Raw genomic sequence first — 14,509 nt, forward strand, 5'->3', positions numbered from 1 at the left:
TCAACCCCCGGTCACTGGCGGAAAAAACGCGATTTCATCGAAATCTTCAATCGCCTGACTCGGCTGACACAGCTCCTGATTCACCGCGCACATCAGGTTGCTGGCACCAAGCACCTCGCGCCACAGATCGCCGCGCTGCATGAGCATTTGCCGCACGTCCTCAACGCTGCCCAAAGCCTCAGTCAGCGGAATCTTTTCACCGCCCAGATTGAGCCGGTCACGGTAGCTGGCGAAGTAGTTGATCAGGATCATTGCGCGTCCTCCCATTGAAAGTGGCCGGAGCGTCCGCCCTGTTTGCTCAGCAAGCGGATATCACCGATGACCATCGCCCGGTCCACCGCTTTGCACATATCGTAAATGGTCAGCGCGGCGATGCTGGCGGCGGTCAGCGCTTCGAGTTCGACACCGGTCTGGCCGGTGAGGCGGCAGGTGCTGGTGATCTGTACGCGGTCCGGTTCGCAGGCTTTGAGTTCGACGTGAATCGAGCTGAGCAGTAGCGCATGGCACAGCGGAATCAGCTCGTGAGTGCGCTTGGCCGCTTGTATTCCGGCGATCCGCGCCACCGCGAAGACATCGCCTTTCGGGTGACCGTTAGCCTGAATCATCTGCAAGGTCTCCGGACGCATCTGCACCCAGGCTTGCGCGCTGGCTTCACGGCGGGTCGCGGCTTTGTCGCTGACGTCGACCATGTTGGCGCGGCCCTGATCGTCGAGGTGGGTGAGGGTGTGGCTCATGCGGAATACTCCTGGATCGGGCTGTAAATTCGTGGGGCGTTGCGGTGCGGCACATGGATCAGATTGAGCCGGTGCTTGAGCGCCCAACGCACGGTCAACGCGGTAGGCGCGGACAGGCTGACGAGGGTGCCGAGGCGCGCGCGCACGGCTTTGTGGATCAGTTCGAGGCTGCAACGGCTGGTGACCACGACGAAGCCTACACGCGGGTCGATGGCGTCGCTCTGCATCGCGCCGATCAGCTTGTCGAGGGCGTTGTGGCGGCCGATGTCTTCGCGACACAGCAGCGCTTCACCGTTGGCGTCGAAGTACAGCGCGGCATGCAGCGCTCCACTGCTGCGCGCCAGTTGTTGAGCTGATTCGATGCGCTGGCGGATGCCGTCGATATGTTCGGCTGGCGGCAGTGGCGAAGGTTGCAGAATCTGCAGTTGCGGCAGCGCCTGCTCCAGCGCTTCGACGCCACAGATACCGCAGCCGCTGGTGCCGGTCATTTGCCGACGGTGATCCTTCAAGGCCCAGAACGCGCGGCTGGAAATCTGCACGTCGGCCTGACACGCCTGATCGAAATGCGTGAGGCGGATGTCATAAATCTCGTCGACGCTATCGATGATCGCGTTGCTCAGGCTGAAGCCTCGGATGAAGTCTTCGAGGTTGCCGGGCGAGACCATCATCACCGCTTGGCTGAGGCCGTTGTAGCTGATGGCAAGGGCGATTTCCGAGGCTAGCGCGGCGTGGGTGATAGCGGCGTCGGGCAGGTATTCGCGAAACGCCACCTGCGCCGGTTGCGGGGCGGGGGCGTTGGGTTCGCTGGTGGATTCTGTGATGGTTTCGACTTGGCAGAGCATCTTGAAAGTCCCGAGGCGCTGAAGAGTGCTCAGGCTACGGGGGCGTTAAAAGTGCGTCCAATCGCTTGTTCTGATGTGGTGATTGCTTTGGTCGATCAATCAGGATTTGTATCGACTGTTCGGGCCTCTTCGCGAGCAAGCTCGCTCCCACAGGGGAATGCATTTCAATTGTGGGAGCGAGCTTGCTCGCGAAGGCGGTCTGACATCCAACATCAATTATTCAGCGGGCACTTCTACCCCAAACAACTTCCGCGCCTCGGCAAAACACTTCTCGGCAATCGCCGAACGCGGTTCGGTCTTGCGCATCACCAAGCCCAGCGGCGCGAGCACGCTGGCATCCGGCAACTGCATGAACGACAGGTGCTCGATCGGCTCTTCCAGGCCACTGTCCAGCGGCATGATCGCGCAGCAGAAGCCTTGATGAATCGCCTGCAACAACTGATAGGTCGAATCGCTTTCCATGATCGGCTGCGGACTGAGGCCACGGCTGCGGAAGCTCAAGTCGATGGATTTTCGGTAATGCATGCCAGCGGTGATCATTCCCAACGGCAACTCGGCGGCGTCTTCCCAGCTCATTTCCGAGCCTTCGAAATGGAAATGCCGGTTGTCGTAGAGCAGGCCGACACGGGTTTCGCCGATCTCGAAAAACTCGAAGTAATGCGGGTTGACGTGGTCCAGATAGCACACGCCCAAGTCCAGTTGGTTATTGCCCAACCCGGCAATGATCTCGTCAGAACTTAGCGACGACAGGCTGAACTTCAACTCCGGATACGTCCCCGACAACCCCTGAATGTAATTGACCGGGTTGAAGCTGCTCAGCGGCACCAGACCCAAACGCAGACTACCCACCAGTTGCCCGCGACACGCCGCTGCTTCGGCAAACAAACCGTCATGGGCGGCGAGCAAAGTGCGCGCCCAGGCCAGCACGCGCTCGCCGGCCTGGGTGAAACCTTCAAAGCGCTGGCCACGGTTGACCAGCACCAGATCCAGCTCGTCTTCCAGATTGCGCAGGCGCATCGACAACGTCGGTTGAGTGATGTGGCAGCGTGCGGCGGCCTGGCCGAAGTGACGGGTTTCGTCCAGCGCGATCAGGAACTTGAGTTGTTTGATGTCCACGACGGCACCTGCTCGATGGGGAATTTTGAATGGAGTATTGACGCCGATGCGCCAGACGCACGAAAAGCGCAGGGTGCGACGATCTCATCTGAGCGGTTATTCGTCCAATCGGAAGCATTTAAAACACTATCGATCAGCTCTATCAGTCGCGGTTTTACTGGCTTTCAGCGAGATGAAAAGCACCGATAGAGCCGGTCGATAATGTGGTTGGCCAGAGTGATTAGACAGTACTCATAAGTGGCACTTAGGCTGCTCGGCAATGTTGATTGAATGCTGCCGGAGAACTGCCATGAGCGCCAAAGCCGATGCCCTGTTTGTCCCCCTGAATATTGCCGTGCTGACGGTCAGCGATACGCGCGATTACGCCAGCGATACCTCGGGCCAGTTGCTGGTCAGTCGTTTGCTGGAAGCCGGTCACACGCTGAGTGAGCGCAACCTGCTCAAGGATGATTTGTACAAGATCCGCGCCCAGGTCGCTCACTGGATTGCTGACGAAGGCATTCAGGTGGTGCTGATCACTGGCGGTACCGGGTTCACCGGTCGCGATAGCACACCCGAGGCTGTGGCCTGCTTGTTCGATAAACAAATCGATGGTTTTGGTGAGCTGTTCCGGGCGATTTCGATTCTGGATATCGGTACATCCACCGTGCAAAGCCGCGCGCTGGCCGGGTTGTCGAACGGCACGCTGGTGTGCTGCCTGCCAGGTTCGACTGGCGCTTGCCGCACGGCGTGGGAAGGCATTCTTGCCGAGCAACTCGACAACCGTCATCGCCCGTGCAACTTCGTCCCGCACCTGAAAGCCGCGCAAGCCTGCGGGCCACGCGGATGAGCAAGGCACCGCTGATGCCGGTCGAGGACGCCCTCGATCAATTGCTCGGCATGGCCAATGAGCAACGTCTGGCCGACAGCGAACTGCTGGCGCTCGACGATGCGCGTGGGCGGGTGCTGGCCAGTGATCTGGTGGCGACACTCGACCTGCCGCCGTGGCCGAACAGCGCCATGGATGGTTACGCGCTCAATCTCGCTGATCTGCACCGACAGCCGCTGAAGGTCTCACAGAAGGTTTACGCCGGGCTGGCGCCGGACACGTTGCTGCCCGGCACCTGCGCACGGATTTTTACCGGCGCGCCGCTGCCGCCCGGCGCCACCTGCGTCGAAATGCAGGAGAACGTCGAAGTGCTAGAGGACGGCCGCGTGCGCTTCTTGCAGCCGCTGAAGGCGGGGCAGAACATCCGCGCGCAAGGTCAGGAAAATCGCGTCGGCGACATCCTGCTGCCGGCCGGCAAACGTCTTGGGCCGTTCGAACTGGCGGTCGCTGCCGGGCAAGGGCTGGCGCAATTGCACGTGGTGCGTCGCCCGCGTGTGGCGCTGCTGTCGACCGGGGATGAACTGGTCGAGCCGGGCCAGCCACTGCGCCCCGGCAGCATCTACAACAGCAACCGCGTGTTGCTCGGCCACTGGTTGCGGGAGCTTGGCTGCGAAGTGATCGACGCCGGCATCCTCCCTGATCGCCCGGCGCAGACGCGGCTTAAGCTTGAGCAACTGCAAGTGAGCGCGGATCTGATTCTGACTACGGGCGGCGTGTCTGCCGGTGATGCCGATTGTCTCGGACAGGTGCTACGCGACAACGGCAAACCGTTGTTGTGGAAACTCGCAATCAAGCCTGGAAAGCCGCTGACAGTCGGGCATTTCGGCACGGTGCCGGTGATAGGATTGCCGGGCAATCCGACCTCGGCGCTGGTGACGTTTGGCTTGTTGGCGCGGCCGTACTTGTTGCGCATACAAGGCGTCGAAGATGTCACGCCGCTGAGTTTTACGGTCAACGCGGGCTTCGATTGGCACAAGTCCGGCAGCCGTCGTGAATACCTGCGGGTGAAGCTGGAGGCAGGGCGCGCGGTGCTCTATCCGAATCAAAGCTCCGGCGTCCTGCTCGGCGCCACCTGGGCCGATGGCCTGGTGGAAATACCCGAGAACAGCACCCACAACATCGGCGACCCGCTGCGCTTCATCCCCTTCAACGAACTCTTCTGACCTCAGCACCAATCAAACTGTGGGAGCGAGCAGGCTCACTCCTACAATGGTTTTGTGGTGCTCAACAATATCCGCGGTTTACGCAAAACCTGTGGGAGCGAGCCTGCTCGCGAAGGCGTGGTGTCAGTCAACATTGATGTCGGCTGACAGAGCCTCTTCGCGAGCAAGCTCGCTCCCACAATGGCTTTATGGCGCTCATCAATATCCGGGTGTGAATGCAAAACCTGTAGGAGTGAGCTTGCTCGCGAAGGCGGAGTGTCAGTCGACGAAGATGTTGACTGGGCCGGCTCCATCGCGAGCAGGCTCACTCCTACAATGGTTTTGTGGTGCTCAACAATATCCGCGGTGTACGCAAAACCTGTGGGAGCGAGCTTGCTCGCGAATGCGAAGTGTCAGTCGACGAAGATGTTGATGGGCCGGCGCCATCGCGAGCAGGCTCACTCCTACAATGGTTTTGTGGTGCTCAACAATATCCGCGGTGTACGCAAAACCTGTGGGAGCGAGCTTGCTCGCGAAGGCGAAGTGTCAGTCAACATTGATTTTGGCTGATAAGGCCCCTTCGCGAGCAGGCTCGCTCCCACAATGGCTTTATGGCGCTCATCAATATCCGGGTGTGAATGCAAAACCTGTGGGAGCGAGCCTGCTCGCGAAGGCGTGGTGTCAGTCAACATCGATGTTGGCTGACAGGGCCTCTTCGCGAGCAAGCTCGCTCCCACAATGGCTTTATGGCGCTCATCAATATCCGGGTGTGAATGCAAAACCTGTGGGAGCGAGCTTGCTCGCGAAGGCGGAGGGTTAGTCGACGAAGATGTTGACTGGGCCGGCTCCATCGCGAGCAGGCTCACTCCTACAATGGTTTTGTGGTGCTCAACAATATCCGCGGTGTACGCAAAACCTGTGGGAGCGAGCTTGCTCGCGAAGGCGTGGTGTCAGGCAAAATCGATGTTGGCTGATACGGCCTCTTCGCGAGCAAGCTCGCTCCCACTGGTTTTTGGGGTGTCTGGAGAGCTGAGGATCAGCTCAGCACATAGTCCACTGGCTTCAACGCTGGCGGTACTTCGGCGCCAAGCTCGGCGAGGATGTCGCGTTCGATGGTGCGCACCAGTGCATCGGTGGGCAGGTCGTTTTCGTCGCGGCCGAAGGGGTCTTCCAGTTCATCGGCAATCGCATCCAGGCCAAAGAACGTGTAGCTGACAATCGCCGTAAACAGCGGTGTCAGCCAGCCCAGCGGCTCGGCCATGGCGAACGGCAGCAGGATGCAGAACAGGTAGATAGTGCGGTGCAACAACAGCGTGTAGGGAAATGGCAGCGGCGTGGTTTTGATTCGTTCGCACACCGCTTGCGCCTGGGTCAGGCTGGTCAGGTGATTGGCCAATAGCATGTAGCGCCATTCAGTCAGCTCACCGTTCTGATGCAAATCGGAACACTGCTGGCCGACCGTCTGCAAAATGCGCCCGCTGTAATCCGGTGTCTGCGGATCGGGTTTCGGCATGATCCATTGGCTACTGGCGTCCGCTTCGCTTTCTTTACGCAATCGCGCGTTCAACGCATGAGCAAAACCACAAAGATTGAGCAGCAACGGTTTGCGCTCAGCCGACTCACGAATCACATGGGTTTCGCGAATCACCGAGCGAATATGCACGATCACTTCGCCCCAGGCTTTACGCGCCTCATACCAGCGGTCATAGCAAGCGTTGTTGCGGAAATTCATGAAGATCGACAGTGATAATCCGAGCAAGGTAAACGGCGTGGCATTGACCTTGGTGAAGTTGCTCGGATGAAGGATTTCCACCAGCACGATGGCCGAGGCGAGCAGGGTGACCATCAGCGTGCGCAGGGCAATGCGCTTGGCGATCGAACCCTTGAGGGTGAAGAGAATGGCGAACTGATTGACCTTGGGTCTGATGATCATGCTGTGCGGTTCCGATAACCGATGAAACTGGCGGGATCAGCCGCCGGTCATGTTCATGAAGCGCACGACCTGAACATCATCGTTCACTTCGAAATTATGTCGATACGGCTTGAGCTTCATCGCCTCGACAATAGCTTTCTCCAGCCGCTGCGGTTGCCCCGGGTGGGCGCGCAGCACCGCTTTCAGATCCACCGAATGCTCGTTACCCAGACACAGTAGCAGGCGCCCTTCGACGGTGAGGCGCACGCGGTTGCAGGTGCCGCAAAAATTGTGGCTATGCGGTGAGATAAAGCCCAGGCGAATCTCCGGCGCTTCCGCCAGCCGCCAGTAGCGCGAAGGGCCTTGGGTCGACTCCGCCGAGTCGATCAGGGTATAGCGCTCGGCAATCTTTTCCCGCACCTGTGCGCTGGAGAAAAATGACTCGGCACGGCTGTGTTCACTGATGATCCCCAGCGGCATCTCTTCGATGAAAGAGACGTCAAGCTGACGGTCGATCGCGAAGCTCACCAGATCGTTGATCTCCTCATCGTTGCGACCCTGCATCACCACCACGTTGAGTTTAGTGCGGGTAAAACCGGCCTTGCGCGCGGCATCGATGCCGTTGATCACCTGCGCCAGATCGCCGGTGCGGGTCATCTGTTTGAAGCGCTGCGGATCAAGGCTGTCGAGACTGATGTTCAGGCGTTTGACCCCGGCGTCGAACAACGGCGCGGCGAGTTTGCCGAGCTGCGAGCCGTTGGTGGTCATGCACAACTCGCGCAGGCCGGGCAGGGCGGCGATCTGCTCGCACAACTTGACCACGCCCGGACGGATCAGCGGCTCGCCACCCGTAAGGCGAATCTTGCGCGTGCCGAGCGCCACAAAGCTCTGCGCCAGTTGATAGATCTCTTCCAGCGTGAGGATTTTTTGCCGTGGCAGAAACTGCATGTCTTCGGCCATGCAATAGACGCAGCGGAAGTCGCAGCGGTCGGTCACCGACATGCGCAGATAGTCGACGCGGCGGTTGTAACCATCGATCAAGACACGCTCTGACATGACAGCCTCGCAGGAATGAAAACCCCGGTTGAAGGAGTTTGGTCAGCGCAGGTTATGGGCAACTTTCAGTGGTGTCCAATCACTGTTAATGAACGGGTGATTGATCCCGTCGATGATGAATTGTTTTTCTCCGAAAGTTGCTTCGTTAGTTTCGCAAGGCCCCGTAAATAAAGAGTTTTTAGCCGTGATAGATGCTTTCGATAAGGCGGTCATTAATAGCGATTAGACAATGTTTTGTAACGGTTCATATCCTTGCCCCGGCAAACCCAACGACCACTTTTCAACCTTGAAAGTCGGCCGTCGCTGTTTAACCGAATCAGGTTCATGCCTGTGTGCATCGTCATGGAGAAGTCCCATGTCACAAGTCGACCGTTACAAACCCTACAAAGGCGCCGCTGCCGGTTGGGGCGCTGTCATCAGCCTGACCAAGAGCTGGCTGGGCAGTGAAAACGCCCTGAAAAACATCCGTGCCATGCTCAAGACCAACCAGAACGGCGGCTTCGACTGCCCGGGTTGTGCCTGGGGTGAAGCACCCGGCGCGAGCATGTTGAAGTTCTGCGAGAACGGCGCCAAAGCGGTGAACTGGGAAGCGACCGGGCGTTTGGTCGACCCGGCGTTCTTCAAGAAGTACACGGTGTCGAGCCTGGCCGAACAGAGCGACTACTGGCTGGAGTATCAGGGCCGTTTGACCCACCCGATGCGCTACGACGCGCGGGTCGATCGCTACGTGGAAATCAGCTGGGCAGACGCGTTCGCGCTGATCGCCGAGCATCTGAAAAACCTCAAGTCGCCACACGAAGCCGAGTTTTACACCTCGGGCCGCGCGAGCAACGAGGCGGCGTTTCTCTATCAGTTGTTCGTCCGCGCATTCGGCACCAACAACTTCCCCGACTGCTCGAACATGTGCCACGAGGCCAGTGCGGTGAGCATGAACGAGACCCTCGGCGTCGGCAAAGGCACCGTGGTTTACGAGGATCTGCATCACGCCGACGCGATTTTCGTTATCGGCCAGAACCCCGGCACCAACCACCCGCGCATGCTTGAACCACTGCGCGAAGCGGTCAAGCGCGGCGCGCAAGTGGTGTGCATCAACCCGTTGAAAGAGCGTGGTCTGGAGCGTTTCCAGAACCCGCAGAACCCGCTGGAAATGCTCAGCAACGGCTGGGAAGCGACCAACACCGCGTACTTCCGCCCAGCCCTTGGCGGCGACATGGCGATGATTCGCGGCATGGTCAAATTCCTCCTGCAGTGGGAACGCGAGGCCCAGGCTACCGGTGGCGAACCGGTGTTCGATCACGCCTTCATTGCCGAGCACACCTCGGGCCTCGACAGCTATCTGGCTGAAGTCGATGCGACCACCTGGGAGCACATCCTCGAGCAGTCCGGCGTGCCGTTGCATGACATCGAACTGGCCGCGCGCATGTATGGCCGCGCCAAAAGCGTGATCATGTGCTGGGCCATGGGCCTGACCCAACATGTGCACTCGGTGGCGACCTTGCAGGAAGTCATCAACCTGCAACTGCTGCGCGGCAACGTCGGCCGTCCGGGGGCGGGCCTGTCGCCAGTGCGCGGCCACAGTAACGTGCAGGGCGACCGCACCATGGGCATCAACGAACTGGCGCCGAAAGACCTGATGGACGCGCTGGAAAAACGCTTCAACTTTGACGTTCCGCGCATGCACGGGCACAACACGGTGATGGCGATCGGCGCCATGGAACGTGGCGAAGCCAAGGTGTTTGTCGGTCTGGGCGGCAACTTCGCCCAAGCCACGCCGGACACCCCGCGCACCCACGCGGCGATGCGCAAACTCGACCTGACCGTGCATATCGCCACCAAGCTCAACCGCAGCCACTTGGTCACCGGTCGCGATGCGCTGATCCTGCCGTGCCTCGGGCGTACCGACATCGACATCCAGGTTGAAGGTCCGCAAGGCGTGACCGTCGAAGACACCTTCAGCATGGTGCATTTGTCGTTCGGTCAGTTGAAGCCGAAGTCGGCGCAGTTGAAGTCCGAGCCGGCGATCATTGCTGGAATAGCAGCAGCGACGCTAGGCAAACATCCGATCGATTGGGAGTGGGTGGTGGGCGACTACGGGCGCATCCGCAACCTGATTGCCGACGTGATTCCGGGCTTCGAGAACTTCAATGAAAAGCTGTTGATTTCGGGTGGTTTCCACCTCGGCAACGACGCCTCGGATCGGGTCTGGAACACCGAAAGCGGCAAGGCCCAGTTTACCCCGTGCGTACTGCCCGAGCACTTGATCAGCGAGGGCGTGCGCAACCTGCCGGTCAAGCCGCATCTGATTCTGCAAACCATGCGTTCCCACGATCAGTACAACACCACGCTGTATGGCCTCGATGACCGTTATCGCGGGGTTTACGGCATGCGCGACGTGATCTTTGCTAACGAGCAGGACATTCAGCGCTTGGGGTTCGAGCCGGGGCAGAAGGTTGATCTGGTGGCGCTGTGGGATGACGAGCGCGAGCGTCGGGTCAGCGGTTTTACCCTGATCGCTTACGACATTCCGGCAGGGCAGGCGGCGGCGTATTACCCGGAGACCAATCCTCTGGTGCCGCTGGAAAGCTACGGCGACCGGACGTATACGCCAACCTCCAAGTTCGTGGCGATCCGCCTCGAAGCCGCGAAGGTCAGCAACCTGATCCCATCGTCGGTGGCGTAACCCGCAACCCATAAAAACCATAGAAATTTGATTGGCTGCAGGCGTTCGCGCCTGGCGGTGGCCCGGGTTCGTGCTGCCGCTTTTCAGCCTGGATGAGGACATCATCATGTTCAATCTGGAGGCACTGGACCTGGCGCGAATTCAATTCGCGTTCACGGTTTCGTTCCACATTATTTTCCCGGCGATCACCATCGGCCTGGCGAGTTTCCTCGCGGTACTCGAAGGCCTGTGGTTGAAAACCCGCAACGACACGTACCGCGATCTCTACCATTTCTGGTCGAAGATTTTCGCCGTCAACTTTGGCATGGGCGTGGTCTCGGGGCTGGTCATGGCGTACCAGTTCGGCACCAACTGGAGCGGCTTTTCGGATTTTGCCGGTAGCATCACCGGGCCGCTGCTGACCTATGAAGTGCTGACGGCATTCTTCCTTGAAGCCGGGTTTCTCGGGGTGATGCTGTTCGGCTGGAATCGCGTCGGCCGCGGCTTGCACTTCTTTGCCACGGTGATGGTCGCCATCGGCACGTTGATCTCGACCTTCTGGATTCTCGCGTCCAACAGCTGGATGCAGACGCCGCAAGGCTTCGAGATTGTTGACGGGCGGGTGATGCCGCTGGACTGGCTGGCGATTGTGTTCAACCCGTCGTTTCCGTTCCGTCTGGCGCACATGGCGATTGCCGCGTTCGTCGCCACGTCGTTCTTTGTCGGCGCGTCTGCTGCCTGGCATTTACTGCGCGGCAACAACACCGCACCGGTGCGCAAGATGTTTTCCATGGCGTTGTGGATGGCGCTGATCGTGGCGCCGATTCAGGCCGTGGTCGGTGACGCCCATGGTTTGAACACGCTGGAGCATCAACCGGCGAAGATCGCCGCCATCGAAGGCCACTGGGAAAACGCCGACAACGGACCGACGCCGCTGGTGCTGTTCGGCATCCCCGATATGGAGGCGGAGAAGACCAGATACGCATTGGAAATTCCGTACCTCGGTAGCCTGATTCTCACTCACAGCCTCGACAAGCAGATCCCGGCGTTGAAGAGCTTCCCAAAACAAGACCGGCCGAATTCGACCGTGATTTTCTGGAGCTTCCGCGTCATGGCCGGGTTGGGAATGTTGATGATCCTCGTTGGTTTGCTCGGTCTGGCGTTGCGCCGGGGCGGCAAGCTCTACGCTCATCGCGGCTTCCACCGTCTGGTGTTGTTGATGGGGCCGAGCGGTTTGATTGCGCTGCTGGCCGGGTGGATCACCACGGGAGTCGGGCGTCAGCCGTGGGTGGTTTATGGCTTGCTGCGCACTCACGACGCGGCGTCGCATCACTCGGTGGCGCAGATGAGCACCTCGCTGGCGTTGTTCGTGGTGATCTATTTCACCGTGTTCAGCGTGGGCATCGGCTACATGATGAAACTGGTGAAAAAAGGCCCGCAGCCGCACCACGAAAATCCGCCTGCGGGCGATGAATTGCAGACGCCGCGTCGACCGATTTCGGCGGCTATCGCCCCTATGAAGGAGCATTGAGTCATGGGTATTCAAGGTATCGATCTCTCGTTGATCTGGGGAGTGATCATCGCCTTCGGGGTGATGATGTACGTGATCATGGACGGCTTCGATCTGGGGCTGGGGATCCTGTTTCCGCTGATCCCGGATGAGCAGGAACGCGATGTGATGATGAACACCGTCGCCCCGGTCTGGGACGGTAACGAGACCTGGCTGGTGCTCGGTGGCGCGGCGTTGTATGGCGCGTTTCCGCTGGCGTACGGGGTGATTCTCGAGGCGTTGTATCTGCCGCTGATCCTGATGCTTTGCGGGCTGATTTTCCGCGGTGTGGCGTTTGAGTTTCGCTTCAAGTCGTCGGCGCAAAAACGCCATTGGTGGGACAAGGCGTTTATCGGTGGTTCGCTGCTGGCGACGTTCTCCCAGGGCGTGGTGATTGGCGCGTATGTGTCCGGGATTCCCGTGGTCGATCGGCAGTTTGCCGGTGGTGGTCTGGACTGGTTGGCGCCATTTCCGTTGGTGTGTGGCGTGGGCCTGGTGATTGCGTACGCGTTGCTCGGCAGCACCTGGTTGCTGGTCAAGACTGAGGGCATGCTCGAATCACGGATGCGCTTGTTCACCCGGCCGCTGGCCTTGCTGTTGATGGCGATGGTGCTGGTGATTGGCGTGTGGACGCTGCAACTGCATCCAGAACTGGCGACACGTTGGTCGACGCACGGGCATCTGCAGGTGTTTGCCGGGCTGGTGGTGTTGGCCTTGCTGTCGGTGTTCGGGCTGTTGCGCACATTGCGTCAGCGGCATACGCACTGGCCGTTTGTGTTCACGCTGGTGCTGATGTTGCTCGGTTACATAGGCCTGGCGTTGAGCATCTGGCCGAACATCATCCCGCCGTCGGTGAGCATCTGGGCTGCAGCGTCACCGCCGTCGAGCCAGTTGTTTGCGCTGATTGGCGCACTGTTCATCCTGCCGGTGATCCTGATGTACACCTTCTGGAGCTACTACGTATTCCGCGGCAAAGTGAGGATTGGCGATGGCTACCATTGATTCGCGTGAAGTGAAGAACAGCCGCTGGTACAAGCGTCTGGGCTGGTTGCTGCTGATCTGGCTGGGCAGTGTGGTGTCGCTGGCGGTGGTGGCGAGCCTGCTGAAACTGGCGATGTATGCGGCGGGGATGAGGACCCACTGAACATAAAAAACCGGAGCCTGGCTCCGGTTTTTTATTGCCGCCGATCTTGAGGTCACTGACTACCCCCTGTAGGAGTGAGCCTGCTCGCGATAGCGGTGGATCAGTCAATGGAGATATTGACTGTGCCGGCCTCGTCGCGAGCAGGCTCACTCCCACAGGGATTTGTTCTGGTCAGAGAATACGTAAACACCACCGAACACTGTGGGAGCGAGCCTGCTCGCGAAGGCGTCAGTTCAGACGACATTGATGTTGAATGTGCCGGTCTCTTCGCGAGCAGGCTCGCACCCACAGGGATTTGTGCTGGTTGGAGAATATGTAAACACCACCGGACACTGTGGGAGCGAGCTTGCTCGCGAAGTCGGCAGGTCAGACAACATTGATGTTGAATGTACTGGCCTCTTCGCGAGCAAGCTCGTTCCCACAGGGGAGGGTGATGAACTTGATAGCGGCTTATTGGGCGCCAAACATCGCGGTCCAGTAAATGCCGGCGCTGCTTTTCGGGTCGGTCGCGTAGGCGGCGCCGAGTTCCTGGTATTGCGGGTTCATCAGGTTGGCGCAGTGGCCGGGGCTGGCGAGCCAGCCTTGGACGACTTTGTGCACGGTGTCTTGGCCGGCGGCGATGTTTTCGCCAACCTGTTGGCCGCTGTAGCCGGCGAGTTCAGCGCGATCACCCGGGGTGCGGCCGTCGCGGTCCTTGTGATCGAAGTAGCTGTTATTGGCCATGTCGCGGCTGTGATCCTGGGCGATCGTACCCAATGTCGCGTTCCAGGCCAGCGGTGCGGCAGCGGCAAAAGCCTGACCACCACACTGACGTGCCTGACTGCGGGCGACGTTAAGTTCACTTAGCAATTTCTGCCCTTCACTTTGCGCATCGCCCAACTTGGCCGACAGCAGAGGCCGTGCCAGTACAATGCGCCAGTCGCGGTCGTCGCGGCTGACTCCGACATCGACAAACTGCGGATCAAGCACCACCTGACAGAAACTTTCCTTGATCGCCTGCATCGCCGACGCTGCATCGCGCGGGCCGTTCAGTGTGATCGCCTGCACATTGACCATCGGATAACTGGCGCTGGCCATGGCTTGTTGCAGATCGACAGCACCGGTGGCGCGTAATCTCAGCCGTGGATCCGCCGACAGCGGTGACAGTTCATTCGACGCTTGGCTGCCGCAACGCTGCGGTTGGCTGCGGTAGCTGTTGATCGACTCGATCAGTTGCGACTCATCGCCGGCCAGCGCCGGGATGGCAAACATAACGCCCACGGACAACGCGGCAAGACGCAAAACAGATGGCATGAAGCGCATGGAAATCTCCCTTGAGCTGAATGCGCCCATGATGCGCGAAAGGCCCCCGGTGAGTGCAATGTCTTTTTTCTTCATTCAGCCGTTTTTCGGCGCAACTTTGCCGATGGATTTGCCGTCTACACTCACCGAAGGCCCCGGAAACCGGGTGTCTCCCCGACGTAACACCTTGCCCGATTCGGGCGCTG

General features: G+C 59.6%; 13 protein-coding genes. 6 read left to right on the forward strand and 7 right to left on the reverse strand.

The window, feature by feature from the left end; all coding sequences use genetic code 11:
* The 4 genes from FGA82_RS18335 to FGA82_RS18350 all read right to left on the reverse strand — a co-directional run bounded on the left by FGA82_RS18335 (nucleotide 1) and on the right by FGA82_RS18350 (nucleotide 2,692).
* Nucleotides 1-252, reverse strand: a complete 252-nt coding sequence (locus FGA82_RS18335) for a MoaD/ThiS family protein (protein ID WP_141128144.1) — start codon at nucleotides 250-252, stop codon at nucleotides 1-3.
* Nucleotides 249-734: a cyclic pyranopterin monophosphate synthase MoaC gene (moaC, locus tag FGA82_RS18340; protein WP_141128145.1), complete on the reverse strand. Its 486-nt coding sequence runs from the start codon at nucleotides 732-734 to the stop codon at nucleotides 249-251. Before moaC ends, FGA82_RS18335 begins: the two co-directional genes overlap by 4 nt.
* Entirely contained in the window at nucleotides 731-1,576 is an 846-nt protein-coding gene (fdhD, locus tag FGA82_RS18345) for a formate dehydrogenase accessory sulfurtransferase FdhD (RefSeq protein WP_141128146.1), read from the reverse strand. Before fdhD ends, moaC begins: the two co-directional genes overlap by 4 nt.
* Before the next feature lie 216 nt (nucleotides 1,577-1,792).
* Entirely contained in the window at nucleotides 1,793-2,692 is a 900-nt protein-coding gene (locus FGA82_RS18350) for a LysR family transcriptional regulator (RefSeq protein ID WP_141128147.1), read from the reverse strand.
* Nucleotides 2,693-2,981: 289 nt separating this feature from the next.
* On the opposite strand from FGA82_RS18350, the gene moaB reads away from it, so the two are divergent.
* Nucleotides 2,982-3,521 carry a molybdenum cofactor biosynthesis protein B gene (gene moaB / locus FGA82_RS18355; protein ID WP_141128148.1) on the forward strand — a complete coding sequence of 180 codons (540 nt, stop codon included), beginning with the start codon at nucleotides 2,982-2,984 and terminating at the stop codon, nucleotides 3,519-3,521.
* Complete coding sequence (locus FGA82_RS18360; RefSeq protein WP_141128149.1) at nucleotides 3,518-4,723, forward strand: molybdopterin molybdotransferase MoeA; 1,206 nt, start codon at nucleotides 3,518-3,520, stop codon at nucleotides 4,721-4,723. The genes moaB and FGA82_RS18360 overlap by 4 nt, the downstream gene beginning before the upstream one ends.
* 1,015 nt (nucleotides 4,724-5,738) lie before the next feature.
* On the opposite strand, the gene FGA82_RS18385 is transcribed toward FGA82_RS18360, so the two are convergent.
* Nucleotides 5,739-6,635, reverse strand: a complete 897-nt coding sequence (locus tag FGA82_RS18385) for a bestrophin family protein (protein ID WP_095113578.1) — start codon at nucleotides 6,633-6,635, stop codon at nucleotides 5,739-5,741.
* 36 nt (nucleotides 6,636-6,671) lie between these two features.
* Nucleotides 6,672-7,670, reverse strand: coding sequence for a GTP 3',8-cyclase MoaA (gene moaA, locus FGA82_RS18390; RefSeq protein WP_141128151.1), 999 nt, complete (start codon nucleotides 7,668-7,670; stop codon nucleotides 6,672-6,674).
* Between the two features lie 355 nt (nucleotides 7,671-8,025).
* Here moaA and FGA82_RS18395 point away from each other — a divergent pair, with 355 nt between their 5' ends.
* From FGA82_RS18395 to FGA82_RS18410, 4 genes are all read left to right on the forward strand, one after another.
* Nucleotides 8,026-10,350, forward strand: a complete 2,325-nt coding sequence (locus tag FGA82_RS18395) for an FdhF/YdeP family oxidoreductase (protein WP_141128152.1) — start codon at nucleotides 8,026-8,028, stop codon at nucleotides 10,348-10,350.
* Between the two features lie 106 nt (nucleotides 10,351-10,456).
* Nucleotides 10,457-11,860, forward strand: coding sequence for a cytochrome ubiquinol oxidase subunit I (locus FGA82_RS18400; RefSeq protein WP_141128153.1), 1,404 nt, complete (start codon nucleotides 10,457-10,459; stop codon nucleotides 11,858-11,860).
* Nucleotides 11,861-11,863: 3 nt separating this feature from the next.
* Nucleotides 11,864-12,880, forward strand: a complete 1,017-nt coding sequence (cydB, locus tag FGA82_RS18405) for a cytochrome d ubiquinol oxidase subunit II (RefSeq protein WP_141128154.1) — start codon at nucleotides 11,864-11,866, stop codon at nucleotides 12,878-12,880.
* Nucleotides 12,867-13,022: a DUF2474 domain-containing protein gene (locus FGA82_RS18410; protein WP_080762077.1), complete on the forward strand. Its 156-nt coding sequence runs from the start codon at nucleotides 12,867-12,869 to the stop codon at nucleotides 13,020-13,022. The genes cydB and FGA82_RS18410 overlap by 14 nt, the downstream gene beginning before the upstream one ends.
* A 450-nt stretch (nucleotides 13,023-13,472) precedes the next feature.
* Here FGA82_RS18410 and FGA82_RS18420 read toward each other — a convergent pair whose 3' ends face one another.
* Nucleotides 13,473-14,324, reverse strand: coding sequence for a CAP domain-containing protein (locus FGA82_RS18420; RefSeq protein WP_141128155.1), 852 nt, complete (start codon nucleotides 14,322-14,324; stop codon nucleotides 13,473-13,475).
* Nucleotides 14,325-14,509: the final 185 nt, after the last annotated feature.

This window comes from Pseudomonas fluorescens (genome assembly GCF_005938625.1).
Taxonomy (GTDB): domain Bacteria; phylum Pseudomonadota; class Gammaproteobacteria; order Pseudomonadales; family Pseudomonadaceae; genus Aquipseudomonas; species Aquipseudomonas fluorescens_BD.

Bases quoted from the DNA above. Each gene is read 5' to 3' on its own strand.
- FGA82_RS18335 (WP_141128144.1), bottom strand. From the start codon at position 252: ATGATCCTGATCAACTACTTCGCCAGCTACCGTGACCGGCTCAATCTG.
- moaC (WP_141128145.1), bottom strand. From the start codon at position 734: ATGAGCCACACCCTCACCCACCTCGACGATCAGGGCCGCGCCAACATG.
- fdhD (WP_141128146.1), bottom strand. From the start codon at position 1,576: ATGCTCTGCCAAGTCGAAACCATCACAGAATCCACCAGCGAACCCAAC.
- moaB (WP_141128148.1), top strand. From the start codon at position 2,982: ATGAGCGCCAAAGCCGATGCCCTGTTTGTCCCCCTGAATATTGCCGTG.
- FGA82_RS18360 (WP_141128149.1), top strand. From the start codon at position 3,518: ATGAGCAAGGCACCGCTGATGCCGGTCGAGGACGCCCTCGATCAATTG.
- FGA82_RS18385 (WP_095113578.1), bottom strand. From the start codon at position 6,635: ATGATCATCAGACCCAAGGTCAATCAGTTCGCCATTCTCTTCACCCTC.
- moaA (WP_141128151.1), bottom strand. From the start codon at position 7,670: ATGTCAGAGCGTGTCTTGATCGATGGTTACAACCGCCGCGTCGACTAT.
- FGA82_RS18395 (WP_141128152.1), top strand. From the start codon at position 8,026: ATGTCACAAGTCGACCGTTACAAACCCTACAAAGGCGCCGCTGCCGGT.
- FGA82_RS18400 (WP_141128153.1), top strand. From the start codon at position 10,457: ATGTTCAATCTGGAGGCACTGGACCTGGCGCGAATTCAATTCGCGTTC.
- cydB (WP_141128154.1), top strand. From the start codon at position 11,864: ATGGGTATTCAAGGTATCGATCTCTCGTTGATCTGGGGAGTGATCATC.
- FGA82_RS18410 (WP_080762077.1), top strand. From the start codon at position 12,867: ATGGCTACCATTGATTCGCGTGAAGTGAAGAACAGCCGCTGGTACAAG.
- FGA82_RS18420 (WP_141128155.1), bottom strand. From the start codon at position 14,324: ATGCGCTTCATGCCATCTGTTTTGCGTCTTGCCGCGTTGTCCGTGGGC.